This window comes from Undibacter mobilis, from assembly GCF_003367195.1.
GTDB classification, from domain to species: domain Bacteria; phylum Pseudomonadota; class Alphaproteobacteria; order Rhizobiales; family Xanthobacteraceae; genus Pseudolabrys; species Pseudolabrys mobilis.
Window position 1 is genome coordinate 2,583,554 of sequence record NZ_QRGO01000001.1, and the last position, 14,292, is coordinate 2,597,845.

Annotated in this window: 17 protein-coding genes; 6 read left to right on the forward strand and 11 right to left on the reverse strand. The window is 63.3% G+C overall.

Annotated elements, in window-relative coordinates:
- Nucleotides 1–65: 65 nt before the first annotated feature.
- Entirely contained in the window at nucleotides 66–683 is a 618-nt protein-coding gene (gene rpsD / locus DXH78_RS12175) for a 30S ribosomal protein S4 (RefSeq protein WP_115517285.1), read from the reverse strand.
- Nucleotides 684–1,036: 353 nt separating this feature from the next.
- Here rpsD and DXH78_RS12180 point away from each other — a divergent pair, with 353 nt between their 5' ends.
- Nucleotides 1,037–1,390 (forward strand): hypothetical protein, encoded by a 354-nt coding sequence (locus tag DXH78_RS12180; RefSeq protein ID WP_147292627.1) that lies wholly within the window; start codon nucleotides 1,037–1,039, stop codon nucleotides 1,388–1,390.
- A gap of 52 nt (nucleotides 1,391–1,442) precedes the next feature.
- Nucleotides 1,443–2,042, forward strand: a complete 600-nt coding sequence (locus DXH78_RS12185) for a TerC family protein (protein ID WP_115517872.1) — start codon at nucleotides 1,443–1,445, stop codon at nucleotides 2,040–2,042.
- Here the strand turns inward: DXH78_RS12185 and murI are convergent.
- Nucleotides 2,035–2,841 carry a glutamate racemase gene (gene murI, locus DXH78_RS12190; protein WP_115517873.1) on the reverse strand — a complete coding sequence of 269 codons (807 nt, stop codon included), beginning with the start codon at nucleotides 2,839–2,841 and terminating at the stop codon, nucleotides 2,035–2,037. The two genes, DXH78_RS12185 and murI, sit on opposite strands and share 8 nt — an antisense overlap.
- A 140-nt stretch (nucleotides 2,842–2,981) precedes the next feature.
- Between murI and DXH78_RS12195 the strand changes: the two genes are divergently transcribed.
- Nucleotides 2,982–3,383, forward strand: coding sequence for an SH3 domain-containing protein (locus tag DXH78_RS12195; protein WP_115517287.1), 402 nt, complete (start codon nucleotides 2,982–2,984; stop codon nucleotides 3,381–3,383).
- 74 nt (nucleotides 3,384–3,457) lie between these two features.
- Here DXH78_RS12195 and purB read toward each other — a convergent pair whose 3' ends face one another.
- Together purB and rpe are read right to left on the reverse strand one after the other, a co-directional pair.
- On the reverse strand, nucleotides 3,458–4,768 hold the full coding sequence (gene purB, locus DXH78_RS12200) for an adenylosuccinate lyase (protein ID WP_115517288.1): 1,311 nt from the start codon (nucleotides 4,766–4,768) through the stop codon (nucleotides 3,458–3,460).
- Between the two features lie 25 nt (nucleotides 4,769–4,793).
- A complete protein-coding gene (gene rpe, locus DXH78_RS12205) occupies nucleotides 4,794–5,471 on the reverse strand; it encodes a ribulose-phosphate 3-epimerase (protein ID WP_115517289.1) in 678 nt (225 codons plus the stop codon).
- Between the two features lie 236 nt (nucleotides 5,472–5,707).
- On the opposite strand from rpe, the gene DXH78_RS12210 reads away from it, so the two are divergent.
- Complete coding sequence (locus tag DXH78_RS12210) at nucleotides 5,708–6,463, forward strand: EF-hand domain-containing protein (RefSeq protein WP_147292628.1); 756 nt, start codon at nucleotides 5,708–5,710, stop codon at nucleotides 6,461–6,463.
- Nucleotides 6,464–6,469: 6 nt separating this feature from the next.
- Here DXH78_RS12210 and DXH78_RS12215 read toward each other — a convergent pair whose 3' ends face one another.
- Complete coding sequence (locus DXH78_RS12215) at nucleotides 6,470–7,426, reverse strand: Na+-dependent transporter (protein WP_115517291.1); 957 nt, start codon at nucleotides 7,424–7,426, stop codon at nucleotides 6,470–6,472.
- Nucleotides 7,427–7,571: 145 nt separating this feature from the next.
- Here DXH78_RS12215 and DXH78_RS12220 point away from each other — a divergent pair, with 145 nt between their 5' ends.
- Nucleotides 7,572–8,816: an NAD(P)/FAD-dependent oxidoreductase gene (locus tag DXH78_RS12220; protein WP_115517292.1), complete on the forward strand. Its 1,245-nt coding sequence runs from the start codon at nucleotides 7,572–7,574 to the stop codon at nucleotides 8,814–8,816.
- Here DXH78_RS12220 and DXH78_RS12225 read toward each other — a convergent pair.
- Together DXH78_RS12225 and DXH78_RS12230 are read right to left on the reverse strand one after the other, a co-directional pair.
- Nucleotides 8,813–9,040 (reverse strand): KTSC domain-containing protein, encoded by a 228-nt coding sequence (locus DXH78_RS12225; protein WP_115517293.1) that lies wholly within the window; start codon nucleotides 9,038–9,040, stop codon nucleotides 8,813–8,815. The two genes, DXH78_RS12220 and DXH78_RS12225, sit on opposite strands and share 4 nt — an antisense overlap.
- Before the next feature lie 37 nt (nucleotides 9,041–9,077).
- Complete coding sequence (locus tag DXH78_RS12230; RefSeq protein WP_115517294.1) at nucleotides 9,078–10,064, reverse strand: P1 family peptidase; 987 nt, start codon at nucleotides 10,062–10,064, stop codon at nucleotides 9,078–9,080.
- Nucleotides 10,065–10,166: 102 nt separating this feature from the next.
- Between DXH78_RS12230 and DXH78_RS12235 the strand changes: the two genes are divergently transcribed.
- Nucleotides 10,167–10,901: a cytochrome c biogenesis CcdA family protein gene (locus DXH78_RS12235; RefSeq protein ID WP_115517295.1), complete on the forward strand. Its 735-nt coding sequence runs from the start codon at nucleotides 10,167–10,169 to the stop codon at nucleotides 10,899–10,901.
- 119 nt (nucleotides 10,902–11,020) lie between these two features.
- Here DXH78_RS12235 and DXH78_RS12240 read toward each other — a convergent pair whose 3' ends face one another.
- From DXH78_RS12240 to DXH78_RS12255, 4 genes are all read right to left on the reverse strand, one after another.
- Nucleotides 11,021–12,163: a branched-chain amino acid ABC transporter substrate-binding protein gene (locus DXH78_RS12240; protein WP_115517296.1), complete on the reverse strand. Its 1,143-nt coding sequence runs from the start codon at nucleotides 12,161–12,163 to the stop codon at nucleotides 11,021–11,023.
- Between the two features lie 81 nt (nucleotides 12,164–12,244).
- Nucleotides 12,245–12,616, reverse strand: a complete 372-nt coding sequence (locus DXH78_RS12245) for a DUF6867 family protein (RefSeq protein WP_115517297.1) — start codon at nucleotides 12,614–12,616, stop codon at nucleotides 12,245–12,247.
- Nucleotides 12,616–13,335, reverse strand: coding sequence for an ABC transporter ATP-binding protein (locus tag DXH78_RS12250; RefSeq protein ID WP_115517298.1), 720 nt, complete (start codon nucleotides 13,333–13,335; stop codon nucleotides 12,616–12,618). Before DXH78_RS12250 ends, DXH78_RS12245 begins: the two co-directional genes overlap by 1 nt.
- Nucleotides 13,332–14,279, reverse strand: a complete 948-nt coding sequence (locus tag DXH78_RS12255; protein ID WP_115517299.1) for an ABC transporter ATP-binding protein — start codon at nucleotides 14,277–14,279, stop codon at nucleotides 13,332–13,334. Before DXH78_RS12255 ends, DXH78_RS12250 begins: the two co-directional genes overlap by 4 nt.
- Nucleotides 14,280–14,292: the final 13 nt, after the last annotated feature.

The following is a 14,292-nucleotide window of genomic DNA, read 5'->3' on the forward strand; positions in this document are numbered from 1 at the left end:
CTGAATAACAAATCCCCCGCCTTTTGGGCAGGGGATCTGGAAGTCCTATCGCTGAAGCGAAGCGCTTAGCGCGAATAGTATTCGACGACGAGATGCGGCTGCATCTGCACCGGGTAGGGCACGTCCGACGGCGTCGGCACGCGCGCGATCTGCGCGGTCATCTTGCCGGTATCGACGGCGATGTAGTCCGGCACGTCGCGCTCGGCCAAGGCCTGCGCTTCGAGCACCAGATTCATCTGCTTCGACTTCTCGCGGATCTCGACGACATCGCCGACCTTGAGGCGATAGCTGGCGATGTTCACGCGGCGGCCGTTCACCTTGATGTGGCCGTGGCTGATGAACTGGCGGGCCGCGAACACGGTCGGCACGAACTTGGCGCGGTAGACGACCGCGTCGAGACGGCGCTCGAGGAGGCCGATCATGTTGGCGCCCGAGTCACCCTTCATGCGGATGGCTTCGTCGTAGATGGAGCGGAACTGACGCTCCGAGATGTTGCCGTAATAGCCGCGCAGCTTCTGCTTGGCCTTGAGCTGAACGCCGAAGTCGGACAGCTTGCCCTTGCGGCGCTGACCGTGCTGGCCTGGGCCATATTCGCGGCGGTTCACCGGGGACTTCGGGCGGCCCCAGATGTTCTCGCCCATGCGGCGATCAATTTTGTACTTGGATTCCAAACGCTTGGTCATCGCGTCCTCATAGAACAGGATTAAAGGGTTGAGGAAACGCGCCCTCCTTTGCCCCGGGTCACCCCGAAGCCGACAGGCAAGTCCTTGAAGCGTAAGGGCTTGTCGCGGGTCGCGAAACGCCAAACGGGCCGCAATCGGCCCGTAAGGTGGGTGCCTTCTACGGGGCGGTGGGGCAGATGTCAAACGGCGGCTGCGGCGGTCCGCCGCAGCAATCCTGCGGGGAACTCTGCGGACATACGACCGTTTTGACTTGCGAAATACCGGGCCGCGCTCCATTTTCTGCCCGTTCAGGCCGGGCCCCTCTGGCAGTCCTCGTGACTGCGATGTCGGACTGAAAAATCGATGTGGGTCCGATGCGCCAGGATAAGCCTTCAAGACCGACTGTTTCACGCACGCCATCTGCGGCCGAGCCCTATCTCGTGCCGATGCTGGCGATCGTTTTCCTGACTGTGTTCGCCGCCGCGATTCTACTAATGCCCCCGGAACTTGTGCTTCCCACGCTCAGCGTGATCGCGCTTGGGGGAGCGGCAGCCACCGCGGCGACAGCCTGGCTGTCACCACGGCTGGCATCGCTCAGGCCCGTCAGTGGCTGGGACATTGCCGGGGCGTTGACGCTGATCGGTTGTGCGGCGGCCATCCTTGGCGAGATCGAGCCCCTCGTCGAATTTCTCAAACCCATACCGGAACGGAGCCCATCGCGTGGTTGATTTCTCCCAATTGCTGACGCCTGAATCTTTAAGTGCCTTCGGTCAGGTCATTATGATCGACTTGGTGCTTGCGGGCGACAATGCCGTCATTATCGGTCTGGCCGCCGCCGGCTTGCCGCCCGACCAGCGCCGCAAGGCCATCATTGTCGGCATCATCGCTGCTACCGTGCTGCGCATTGCCTTCGCCGGCGTCGCTATTCAACTCTTGCAGATTGTCGGCCTTTTGCTTGCCGGTGGCGTGCTGCTGCTCTGGGTGTGCTGGAAGATGTGGCGCGAACTGCGCTCGGGCGGACACGAAGGCGAGGGGCTGGTGGACGCCGAAGGCAACATGGTCACGAACGGGGTCGCTGCCGCGGCGCCGCGCAAGACCTTCGCCCAGGCCGCCTGGCAGATCCTGATCGCCGACGTGTCGATGTCGCTCGACAACGTGCTGGCGGTCGCCGGCGCCGCGCGCGACCATCCCACCGCGCTGGTGTTTGGTCTCGTCCTGTCGATCCTGCTGATGGGCGTTGCTGCGAACTTCATCGCCGGCCTGCTCGTCAAGCACCGCTGGATCGCCTATGTCGGCCTCGCGATCATTCTCTATGTGGCGATCGACATGATCTGGCGCGGGGCGATTGACGTCCAGGCTGCGGTGGCCATGATCAACTGAAGCCGAAGCCCCTGAGCGCCGCGGCAAGCGGTGGCGGGGGTACACGGCCCGATGTGAACACGATCTGCGGCGGCGCGCCTTGCGCCGCCGTTTTCCATTCATGCAGCAGATCGGCAACGCGGCGCGCGATCGCCGGCGCCGGGTCGATCCATTCGACCGGCCATGGCACCAGCGCGCGGAAGCGCGCCGTCAGCAGCGGATAATGCGTGCAGGCCAGCACCACAGTATCGGTACGGCGCTCGCCGTTGTCGACGAAGCAGGGCGCGATCTCGGCGGCGATGTCGGCGTCGGCCACCGGCATGCCTGACAGTTCCAGCTCTGCGATGCTCGCTAGTTTGGGCGAGCCGACCAGGATGACGTCGCAGTCGCCGGCGAACTCGCGGATCAGCGCGTGGGTGTATTCGCGCGACACGGTGGCCTGGGTGCCGAGCACCGCGATGCGCTTGCTCTTCGATTGCGCGCAGGCCGGCTTGATTGCCGGCACGGTGCCAACGAAGGGCACGGCGAACCGTGCGCGCAATTCGGCCAGTGCCAAAGTCGACGCCGTGTTGCAGGCGATCACGACAAGATCGGGATTGTGGCGCGCAATGGCGTCTCCGATCACACCGACGATGCGCACGATCAGTTCGTCTTCCGGCTGATTGCCGTAGGGGAAACCGGCATCGTCGGCGACATAGACGTAGCGCGCATCGGGCCTTGCGGCGGCGATTTCGCGGAACACGGTGAGGCCGCCGACACCGGAATCGAAAATCAGGACGACCGGAGCTTTGTGTTCTGAACGGTTGTTAAGGTTCGGCATGACCTTGATGCGGATGAAACAGCGGCAATCGAGCGGGCCTTGAGTGTGGCAGCGCAGGGAACGGCTGCGCCGGCCGTTCATTAACTGAGGAGACTAGAGGGCGACGGTTTAGGATTCGATACTAACCAACAGGATGTGCCATGAAACTCAGGACCCTTACGACCCTCAAGGCATTGGCCGTCGCTGCCGGCGCGCTTGTGCTGTCGAGCGGAATTGCCGCCGCGGCAACCGCGACCAACGATCTCAACCTGCGGTCCGGTCCCGGCACCGGCTATCGCGTCATTGGCACCATGCCGGCCGGCGCCTATGTCGACGTGATCGGCTGCGGCGGCAGCTGGTGCCGCGTAAATTGGCAGGGCGTGGTCGGCTATGCCAGCGCCAGCTATCTCGCCGGGGGTGGCGCCTATGCGTCCGCGCCGCGGGTCTATGTCGCGCCGCCGCCGCCGGTCGTGTTCGGTTTCGGCTGGGGCGGGCCGCGCTGGCACGGCCCGCATCGATGGCACGGTCATCGTGGCTGGCATCGCGGCCATCACTGGCGCTAGATCCTATCCGGCGTAGATAGAATCAGAGCCCGGGCGCGGCCCCTTGACGTGGCGCGCGTCCGGCTCATCCTGCGTCAGGCTTCGCCGAACACCCGTTTGAAGATCGTATCCACGTGAGCGAGGTGATAATCGAGGTTGAAATTAGCCTCGAGTTCCTTGTCGCTCAGCGCCTTCTTCACGTCGGGGTCGGCTTTCAGCAGACCGAGGAAGTCGTTGTTCTCGCCGCCCCACACTTTCATCGCGTTGCGCTGCACGAGCCGATAGGCGTCCTCGCGCGCAACGCCGGCCTTGGTCAGTGCGATCAGGATGCGCTGCGAGTGGATGAGGCCGCCGAGCTTGTTGAGGTTCTTCTCCATATTGGCCGGATAGACCAGCAGCTTGTCGATCAGGCCGGTGAGGCGGGCCAGCGCGAAGTCGAGCGTGACGGTGGCGTCGGGGCCGATCATGCGTTCGACCGAGGAGTGCGAGATGTCGCGCTCGTGCCACAGCGCCACATTCTCCATCGCCGGCAGCGCATAGGCGCGTACCATGCGGGCGAGACCGGTGATGTTCTCCGACAGCACCGGGTTGCGCTTGTGCGGCATCGCCGAGGAGCCCTTCTGCTTCTCGGAGAAGAACTCTTCGGCTTCCAGCACTTCGGTGCGCTGCAGATGACGGACTTCGACGGCAAGGCGTTCCATCGACGACGCGATGACGCCGAGCGTCGCAAAGAACATGGCGTGGCGGTCGCGCGGGATGACCTGCGTCGACACCGGCTCAACCGCGAGGCCCATGGCCTTGGCGACATAGGCCTCGACGCGGGGATCGACCTGCGCAAACGTGCCGACGGCGCCGGAAATGGCGCAGGTTGCGACTTCCTTGCGCGCGGCGACGAGGCGTTCACGGCCGCGTGCGAATTCGGCATAGGCCTGCGCCATCTTGAGGCCGAAGGTGGTCGGCTCGGCATGGATGCCGTGCGAGCGGCCGACGGTCGGTGTCAGCTTGTGCTCATAAGCGCGGCGCTTGAGCGCAGCGAGCAGGGCGTCGATGTCGGCAAGCAGAAGGTCGGCGGCGCGCACGAGCTGCACATTGAGGCAGGTGTCGAGCACGTCCGACGATGTCATGCCGGAATGCATGTAGCGCGCTTCCGGCCCGACGATCTCTGACACATGGGTAAGGAAGGCGATGACGTCGTGCTTCACCTCCGCCTCGATGGCGTCGATGCGGGCGACGTCGAATTTGGCATCCTTGCCCTTGGCCCAGATCGTTTGCGCTGCTTCTTTCGGAATGACGCCGAGTTCTGCCATGGCGGAGGCAGCATGCGCCTCGATCTCGAACCAGATGCGGAATTTGGTTTCCGGCGACCAGATCGCGGTCATCTCGGGGCGGGAGTAACGGGGGATCATGCTGTCTTCTTTCTAAGGGCTTGGCTTACGCCGCCTCTCCACGCGCGATCGCACCGGCATTGCGGATCGCGGCGATGTTCTCTTTGTATTGACCGCCCTTGAAGACGGCCGAACCGGCCACCAGCACATTGGCACCGGCGCGCACAACGTCGGCGGCGTTGGCCGCGGTGACGCCGCCGTCGACCTCGAGGTCGATCGGCCGGCCACCGATCATGGCGCGGATGGCGCGGATCTTGTCGAGCGCCGAGGGAATGAAGGCCTGGCCGCCGAAGCCGGGATTGACTGACATAACGAGGACGAGATCAACCATGTCGATAACGCTTTCGATCGACGAGGCGGGCGTGCCGGGGTTCATCACCACGCCTGCCTTCTTGCCGAGCGCGCGGATCGCCTGCAGCGATCGATGCAGATGCGGACCGGCCTCGACATGCACGGTGATGATGTCAGCGCCGGCCTTGGCGAAGGCCTCGAGATAGGGGTCGGCAGGCGAGATCATCAGGTGGACGTCGAAGACCTTCTTCGAGGCGGCGCGCACCGATTTCATGACGTCGGGCCCGAACGAGATGTTCGGCACGAAATGGCCGTCCATGATGTCGACATGGACCCAGTCGGCACCGGCCGCGTCGATGGCGCGCACCTCGTCGCCGAGCTTGGCAAAATCCGCGGCCAGGATCGACGGGGCGATGAGGAGCGGGCGGGTCATGGGGCGTCTTTCTCCGGGTCGGGTTCGGGTAACACGGCGGTTGGGGCCGGGCAATTCGGCACCGGGCAGGCGGCAAAGTTTGCCGGTTTTCGCCGCCGTCCTGGCCGACGGCCTGTGGACAAGTCGTTGTTCTGGCGCGGCTATTCAACGGCCTGCGGCGTGGTCGGAAATTTGCAAGTGACAAAGCCCAAGGGTGGTTTCGCCGGCGGGTCCGGCGCATTCAAGGAGTAGCGTTGATGTCCCTCTCTGTGGGCTCGGCTGCGTCCAGCCCGCTCGCCAATTGGCAGCAAATGCTGCAAACGGGCAGGGCGGGCGGTGGCAAGAGCCAGTCCTTCGACCCACTCGCCGCTCTGATGCAGCCCGGCACCGGAAATGCATCGCCGGCCGGCATTTCGGCTTCCTCAAGCCTGCCCTTCGGCCAAGGCATGATGGCGCAGTTGATCGCCTTGCAGCAGCAGGCCAGCACCGCCGGTACCACCAACACCCATGACACCGGCAGCGCCAAGCTGTTCGCCAAACTTGACGCCGACGGCAATGGCTCGGTCAGCAAGTCCGAACTCGAGGCGGCGGCGTCCAAACATGGCGTCTCAACGTCGATCTCGGACGCCGTATTCGCCAAGATCGATACCGACGGCGATGACAACATTAGCCACAGCGAACTGGCCAAGGCCGATCGCCCCGGCGCCGGACATCATCAGAAAGAGATCGGTGCGGGGGATTCCGGCGGCGGCGATAGCGCTGACGGCGACGGCAACGGTGCCAAGACGAGCACGACGACCAATGCCGACGGCTCGGTGACGACGACGATTACTTACGCCGATGGCAGCCGAGCCTCGACCACCAGCCCGCCGGCCGCAACGGCAAATGATGGCAGCGCCGATCCGACGTCGACACCGACCGGGAATGGCGGCTCAGATCTGTTCAGGCAGTTAGCCCAACTGCAAAGGCAAATGATGAGCGCCGCAACCACGACATTGTCGGCCGTAGCATAGTATGCATTAAGGCTGCCGTTTTGGCAGCCTTTTCGCCAGCGGTTTGAGCAACGCCGGAAAAATGTAGATCGGAAACTGCACCAAGGCGAAGTAGAACCATGCAAGGTCGGGCAGCGCCGAGCCGAGCGCGCCGATCACCGCGCCGAGATTGCGGAAGCCGGCCAGAAATCCGATGACAATGGCGCGGTCGAGGCCGGCGCGGATGAAAAGGATGGCGCTGAGGCCGATCACGGCACAGGCAATCGCCACGATTACCCCCAGCAGCTTCAGCGCCAGCAGCGGATCGGCCATGACGTGACGCGTCACCGGCTCCATGGCCGCAATGGCGAAAACGAACACGGCAATGACGTTGAGGCCATCGAGGACCTGTGTCTGCTCCTCGATCCGCCGCTGGCCCACGGTGCGGCGGATAATGAAGGCGATAAACCCCGAAGCAAAGAACAGCACGAACAGCTTGCCGCCAAGCTCGAGCGGCGTGAACAATGATGTGCCGAGAAACAGGTAGCTGAAAGCCACCGTCGTGAGCGGCGACAGGGCGCAACAGGCGATCAACGCTACCAGCGAAAACCCGACATCGAGACTCATCAGTGCCGCGAAGGCCACCGTCGACGTGATGGGTGCGATGGCGGATTGCAGGATCATGATCGGAAACAGATCCGGTGCGATGTCGCGCAGACCAATCAGCGTATAAAACGAGCCGAGAAAGAGCGGCACAGCGACCATGACCCAGAGCGCGGCAAGGACAATGAGGCGCGGCGAGCGCAGCACGGGGCGGAGCGCCTCCGGGTCGGTGCGCAAATAGGAAAACAGAAGAAGGACGAAGACGGTTTCGCCCAGATACGGCTTTACATAAGCGGCAAGCTGCGGGACGGCGACGCCCAGAAAAATGGACAAGGCAAGCGCGGTGGTCCCCTGCCGGCCGAGCCAGGCGAGCGCGGCCAGTGGCCAGCGTGAATATGTCATCCGAAGCGCACTCCCGGCGAGCCCGAATGTGATACCGCGCCCGGGCGTCCCAATCCATATTGGAAGAGGAGATCGCCTCTGCAAAAGACGGGGTTGAACCCCGGCGGATAAAGCGCCAAAAGGTGCAAAGGGCAGGCGGAATTTCATGGCACGTACTGACGTTATCGTTCTCGGCGGCGGGATTGTCGGCACCTCGATCGCGCTGCAGCTCGTCAAGCGCGGTATGAGTGTGGCGCTCATCGAGCGAGGCAGGCCGGGCGAAGAGACCTCCTATGGCAATGCCGGGGTGATCGAAGGCTCGACCATCATGCCGCCGGCCTTTCCGAGCGATTTCGGTGCGCTGTTGCGGGTGGCTCTCAAGCAGGCGAGCGACGCCAATTATCACATGAGTTTTCTGCCTTGGGTGGCGCCATGGCTGCTCAAGTTTCGCGCTTATTCTCAGCCGCAGGCCATTGAAAAGACGGCGCGGATCAACCGGCCCTTTTTTGCGCAGGCCATCCCGGAGCATGAGGAGCTGATGCTCCAGTCCGGCGCAACGCAGTTGCTCCGGTGCAATGGCTGGATCAAGCTCTACCGCAACGATGCGGCTATCACCGGGATGAAGCGGGAATTCGAGTTGGCCCGCGAATTTAATGTCCCGGTCGAGGTTCTCGATCCGGATGGCGTGCGCAAGCTCGAGCCGTCGATCAATCCGACCTTCAAGCACGCAGTCTATTGGCCGGCGGCGGTCAGCCTCAGCGATCCGCTGGCCTTGACCCAGGCTTATGCGGCGCGGTTTGCCGCGCTGGGCGGCTTCACCTTTAAAGGCGACGCCCTCCGCCTGCATCGCTCGGGCAGCAACTGGCGGGTCGAGACCGACGAGGGCCCGATCGATGCGCCCGAAGTGATTGTCGCACTGGGGCCGTGGGCACCGGACCTCCTGAAGAACTTCGGCATCCGGCTGCCGATGGGCTTCAAGCGCGGTTATCACCGTCACTTCAAGACGGAAGAAAGCGCGCCGCTGTCGCGACCGGTTGTCGACGTTCACTACGGTTACCTGATTACGCCGATGCGGCAGGGCATTCGCCTCACGACCGGCGCCGAATTTGCGCCGCGCGATGCCGCGGCGACGCCGGCGCAGATCGATCGTCTGATGCCGAAGCTGAAAGAACTCTACCGGATCGGTTCGCCGGCGGAGGACCGCACGTGGCTCGGGGCACGACCGTGCTTCCCGGACTCACGGCCGGTCATCGGTCGCGCACCGGGGCAAAAGGGCATGTGGTTGGCCGTCGGCCATGCGCATTGGGGGCTGACGCTCGGTCCTGTTACCGGGCGCCTGCTCGGCGAGATGATGAGCGGCGAAACACCGTTTGTCGATCCGAAGGGCTTTGCCGCGGAACGGTTTCTCTAGGTTCCACTGCGTCTGAACGATGTGGCCGACGTGATCTCGCGGCACGTGTAGTTGTCGCGGATGTGTTCGTTGAAATACGTTCCCTTCGACGGGGCGGTGCTGAAAGAATCCGCGACCGAGGGCGGCACCAGATAGTACTCATAGACACGGCCGCTGACGAAGGTCACGACCAGCCGGCTGAGTTTTTCATCGTAGGCGATCTTCGCGACGACACTGGATGGCATGACATCCAGTGTCGTCGCCGCTGAATTGGTTTCAGTTTCAGCCGAATTGATCGCGCCAGGCTGGTACTGCGCCTGGGAAGGGCAGTGCTTTGGCCTCATACACGCCCCGGGCTGCCGCGCGAGCCATCGCATTGGCGGCCACCATGCCGAGCTCGGCGAGGCCGTAATACGGATCGTCCAGTTCCTTATCGCCGGTCGCAGCGGAGAACACGACATCGCCATCGAGCGGCGAATGCACCGGATAGATCGCGCGCGCCAATCCGTCTTGCGCCATAACGGCGAGACGGTTGCACTGCGCCTTGCTGAGCTTGGCGTCGGTCGCGATCATCGCAATCGTGGTGTTTTCCTGCGGGCCGCCTTTGGCGCGGATGGCAAGATCGCTCGGCGAAAACTGCGACGGCATGCCGCGCCCGCCAAATTCGCCGTTCTTCTCGAAAGGTGCGGCCCAGAAATGCGGCCCGTCGCCGACCACTGCAGTGCCGACGGCATTGATGACGACAATGGCGCCGACAGTGATGCCGCCGGGCGTCTTCGCCGAAGCCGAGCCGACCCCGCCCTTGAAATTGACGGTGGTGGCCCCGAGCCCGGCGCCGACGCTGCCGAGGGCAAAATCGACAGATGCGGTGCGCGTGGCCTCGTAGCCGAACTCGCGATAGGGCGGGTACCGATCCCAGTTCTTGTCGCCACCATTGAGCAGGTCGAACATGATTGCGCCGGGCACGATCGGCACGATGGCGCTGCCGATGCGGAAACCGCGGCCCTTTTCGCGCAAGAAGGCCTGAGTACCGGACGGTGCATCAAGGCCGAAAGCCGAACCGCCGGACAGGACGATGGCGTCCGCGTGTTCGAGCGTCTGGGCCGGGTCGAGCAGGGCGGTTTCGCGTGTGCCCGGGCCGCCACCGCGGACGTCGACTGCCGCCGTGACCGGGCGATCGAACAGGATGACGGTACTGCCGGAGGCGAGCTTTTCGTCGTGAGCATGGCCAACGCGCAGGCCGGCGACATCGGTGATGAGATTGCGCATGACCGGGCACCTCCTTGATTCCAATCACCCGCATATCACAACTCCGCAAGCATGGTCACGACACCCTTGCCATCGCCATGGTGTCGGGCGCATATCGCCTCCATGCATGCTGACGTTTCATACTTCGCCGCGTTGATCGCCGGTATCGTCTCGTTCCTGTCGCCCTGCGTTCTGCCGCTGGTGCCGCCTTATCTCGTCTATCTGGCCGGCACGTCGCTCGAGCGCTTCGAGGCGCGCGAGTCGGAACCGCGCGTTAAGCGTGAAACGGTGATGGCGGCGGTGCTGTTCGTGCTCGGATTCTCCACTGTATTCGTGGCGCTGGGTGCAAGCGCCAGCGTCATCGGCGGGCTGATCCGAGCCTATGCGCAGCCTTTATCGATCGTCGCCGGCATTCTCATCATCGTCATGGGCCTGCATTTCCTCGGACTGACGCCGATCACTTGGTTGTACCGGCAGAAGCGGGCGCAGATTGCGCAACCGGTGGGGCTGTGGGGCGCCTATGTGATGGGGCTCGCCTTCGCTTTCGGCTGGACCCCGTGCATCGGCCCGATCCTGGCCGCCATTCTCGCCGTTGCCGCTTCCGAGCAGACCGTGGCGAAGGGCGCGAGCCTGCTGGCGGTCTATTCGCTGGGCCTGGGGATTCCGTTCGTTGCCGCGGCGCTGGCGATCGAACCGTTCGCGGCGTTTCTCGCGCGCTTCAAAAAGTACATGCACCGCGTCGAGCAGGCGATGGGCGCGTTGCTGGTGCTGACCGGCATCGCCTTTCTCACGGGCAGCATCAACCTCTTCAGCATCTGGCTGCTGGAGACATTTCCGGTGCTGGGCAAGATCGGGTGATTTTCTCCGTTATTCCGGCTTCGGCGGCCGGCCGTCAGGAATGATCGTGTAGCCCAAAAGAAAAAGCCCGCCGGTGAGGGCGGGCTTTTCCGTTTTCAGAACGTTGTCGATAACCCGACTTACTTCGCCTTCGAGCAGTCGTTGCCGGGGCACTCGACGTAGGTGATCTTGCCGGCCGCGTTCTTCTTCCAGATGTACATCACGTAGTCGAGGTTGGTGCGGTCGCCCTTCTTGTCGTACGAGATGTCGCCGAGCACGGTCTTGAACACCATGCCCGAGTGCATCTTCTCAGCGACTTTCTTCGGCTCGAGCGACTTCGCCGATTCCGCGGCCTGCTTGATGATCTGCACCGCGGCGTAGGAGTACAGCGTGTAGGCTTCCGGCTCGAACTTCGCGGCGCGGAACTTGGCCACGATGTCCTTGGCGGCCGGGTTGTTACGCGCATCCGGACCGAAGGTCATCAGCGTGCCTTCGACGCCCGGACCACCGATCGAGGCGAACTCGTCGGAGGTGATGCCGTCGCCGCCCATCAGCGGAGCCTTGACGCCCTGGTCGCGCATCTGGCGCACGATCAGGCCGCCTTCGGTGTGCAGGCCGCCCCAGTAGACGAGCTCGGCGCCCGACGATTTGATCTTCGACACCAGCGCCGAGAAGTCCTTCTCGCCGGTGTTGATGCCTTCATACAGCGCGGCCTTCATGCCGCCCTTTTCCATGGCCTTGACGGTTTCGTCGGCGAGACCCTTGCCGTAGGTGGTCTTGTCATGAACGACGGCGATCTTCTTGCCCTTGTAGTGCTTGAGGATGTAGGCGCCGGCAACGGCACCCTGCTGGTCGTCGCGGCCGCAAGTACGGAAGATGTTCCAGAGCTTGCGTTCGGTTAGCGTCGGGTTGGTGGCCGATGGCGTGACGGCGAGGATGCCGTTCTCCTGATAAACATCGGACGCCGGAATGGTGACGCCGGAGTTGAAGTGGCCGATCACGAACTTGACGCCATCGCCGGCGAACTTGTTGGCCACCGACACGCCCTGCTTCGGGTCGGATACGTCGTCGCCAAATTGAACTGAGAGCTTCTGACCGAGGATGCCGCCGGCGGCGTTGATGTCGTCGATCGCCTGCTGCGATCCGTTCTTGAGCTGGGCGCCGAACGCGGCGTTCGGGCCGGTGATCGGACCGGCGACGGCGAATTTAACTTGCGCGGAAGCGGCGCTGGACATCGCAACGGCGACGCCGAGCGCAAGACCGAGAGTCGTAAGTTTTTTCATTCGGTTTCCCCTTCAACTTTACTGGTGAACAAGTACGGCAGGTGGGTTGGACCAGCGAATGTCACCTGGCCAAATCCTACGTCAACGCCCGCGGCGGCGCCAGCGCAAAGGCCCGCCGGGTTCGTTGATCCAGCTATAATGAGTGATCATCTGCGACACGCGGGCCGCCCGAAAGCCCAAGAATCCGAAAGCCATAACGACGGTGGTATCGATCAGGTAATAGTGGAGCGAGATCAGGGTGCCACCGAACAGGGAATAGTGAATAAAGCGCACCGCGCAGCCCAGGATCAGACAATAGACAAAGACCTGCCACGCCGGCCGCCAGGTTCCGGCCACGGCGCGCCCGGCCAGCCAGGCGGCGCCGCCGCCGAGGATGATGGTGACCAGAACGAAGATCCAGAGCGAGCCTTCTTCGTAGATCAGTCCCATGACCGAGGCGGTTGCTGGCTCCATCACGCGCCTCCTTCGAGATAGGCTTGTTTGATCTCCGGTCGCTGCAGCAGTTCCTTGCCGGTGCCGGACAAGGTAATCAGTCCGTTGACCATGACGTAGCCGCGATGCGCCAGCTTGAGCGCGTGATAGGCGTTCTGCTCGACCAGGAATACGGTGAGGCCGTCAAGTTTGTTGAGCGTCTTGATCGCCTCGAAGATCTGTTTGACGATCAGCGGCGCCAGCCCGAGCGATGGCTCGTCGAGCAATAATAGTCGTGGCCGCGCCATCAGTGCCCGCGCAATCGCCAGCATCTGCTGTTCGCCGCCGGACAGGGTGCCGCCGCGCTGATCGATGCGCTGCTTGAGCCGCGGGAACAATGTGAGCATGCGTTCGAGGTCGCCGGCGAAGTTGGCCTCGTCAGAGACCATGGCGCCCATCTGCAAATTCTCGAGCACGGTCATGCGCGAGAAGATGCGGCGACCTTCGGGCGACTGTGCAAGTTTGAGACGAGCAATCTCGTGGGTCGGCAGATTGGTGATGTCCTGGCCGGCGAAGGTGATGGTGCCTTCCCGCGCGCGCGGATTGCCGCAGATTGTCATCATGAGTGTCGACTTGCCGGCCCCATTGGCGCCGATCAGAGTGACGATCTCGCCGTCATTGACATCAAGATCGACGCCCTTCAATGCGATGACGCGGCCGTAAAATGTCTTGACGCCACGAACCGTAAGCAGGGCGGTCATAGGCCCACCTCCGCCTCGACCTCTTCCACCTCGTCGTCCTGGACGCCGAGATAGGCGGCGATCACTTTGGGGTCGTTGCGCACGTCTTCAGGTGCGCCGTCGGAAATCTTGACGCCGTAATCGAGCACGACGACGTGATCGGAGATTTCCATGACGACCGACATGTCGTGCTCGATGAGCAGAATCGACATGCCGAAGTCGTTGCGGATCGACAACAGTAGTTCGTTGAGTTCGGCGCTTTCGCGCGGATTGAGGCCGGCGGCAGGCTCATCGAGACACAGCAGGACGGGATCGGTACACATAGCGCGCGCGATTTCGAGGCGGCGCTGGTCGCCGTAGGGCAGATCGCCGGCCGGATCGTCGGCGCGGTGGAGGAGGCCGACCCGATCTAGCCACTGCTGCGCCTTATCGAGAGCAGCTCGCTCGGCGCGCCGGTAGGACGGCACACCGAAAATGCCGAGCAATGTATATCCGGAGGCGAGCATCAGCCTGTTGTGCTGAGCGACCAGCAAGTTTTCGAGCAATGTCATGCCCGGGAACAGGCGGATGTTCTGGAACGTGCGGGCGACACGCGCCTGCTGCGTCACCAGATAGTCCGGCATGCGCTCGAGCAGATAGAGCGCGCCCTCGGCCGTGGTGATGCTGCGATGGCCGCCATCGGTCAGCACGTCGATCTCGTCCCAGACCGCCGGCAGGCCATGCGCCAGACCGATGCGGCCCTCGCTCGGTTTGTAGAAGCCGGTGATGCAGTTGAAGACGGTGGTCTTGCCGGCGCCGTTCGGACCGATCAGTGCGGTGATATCGCCCTGTTTGGCTTCGAACGACAACTTATCGACTGCGACAAGGCCGCCGAAACGCATGGTCAGATGTTCGACGCGAAGCAGCGTGTCGCCCTTGGCGCCAATCTTCGGCGCGCCGACGACACCGTCCGACAAAGCGGCCATGGCGTGTGACGTC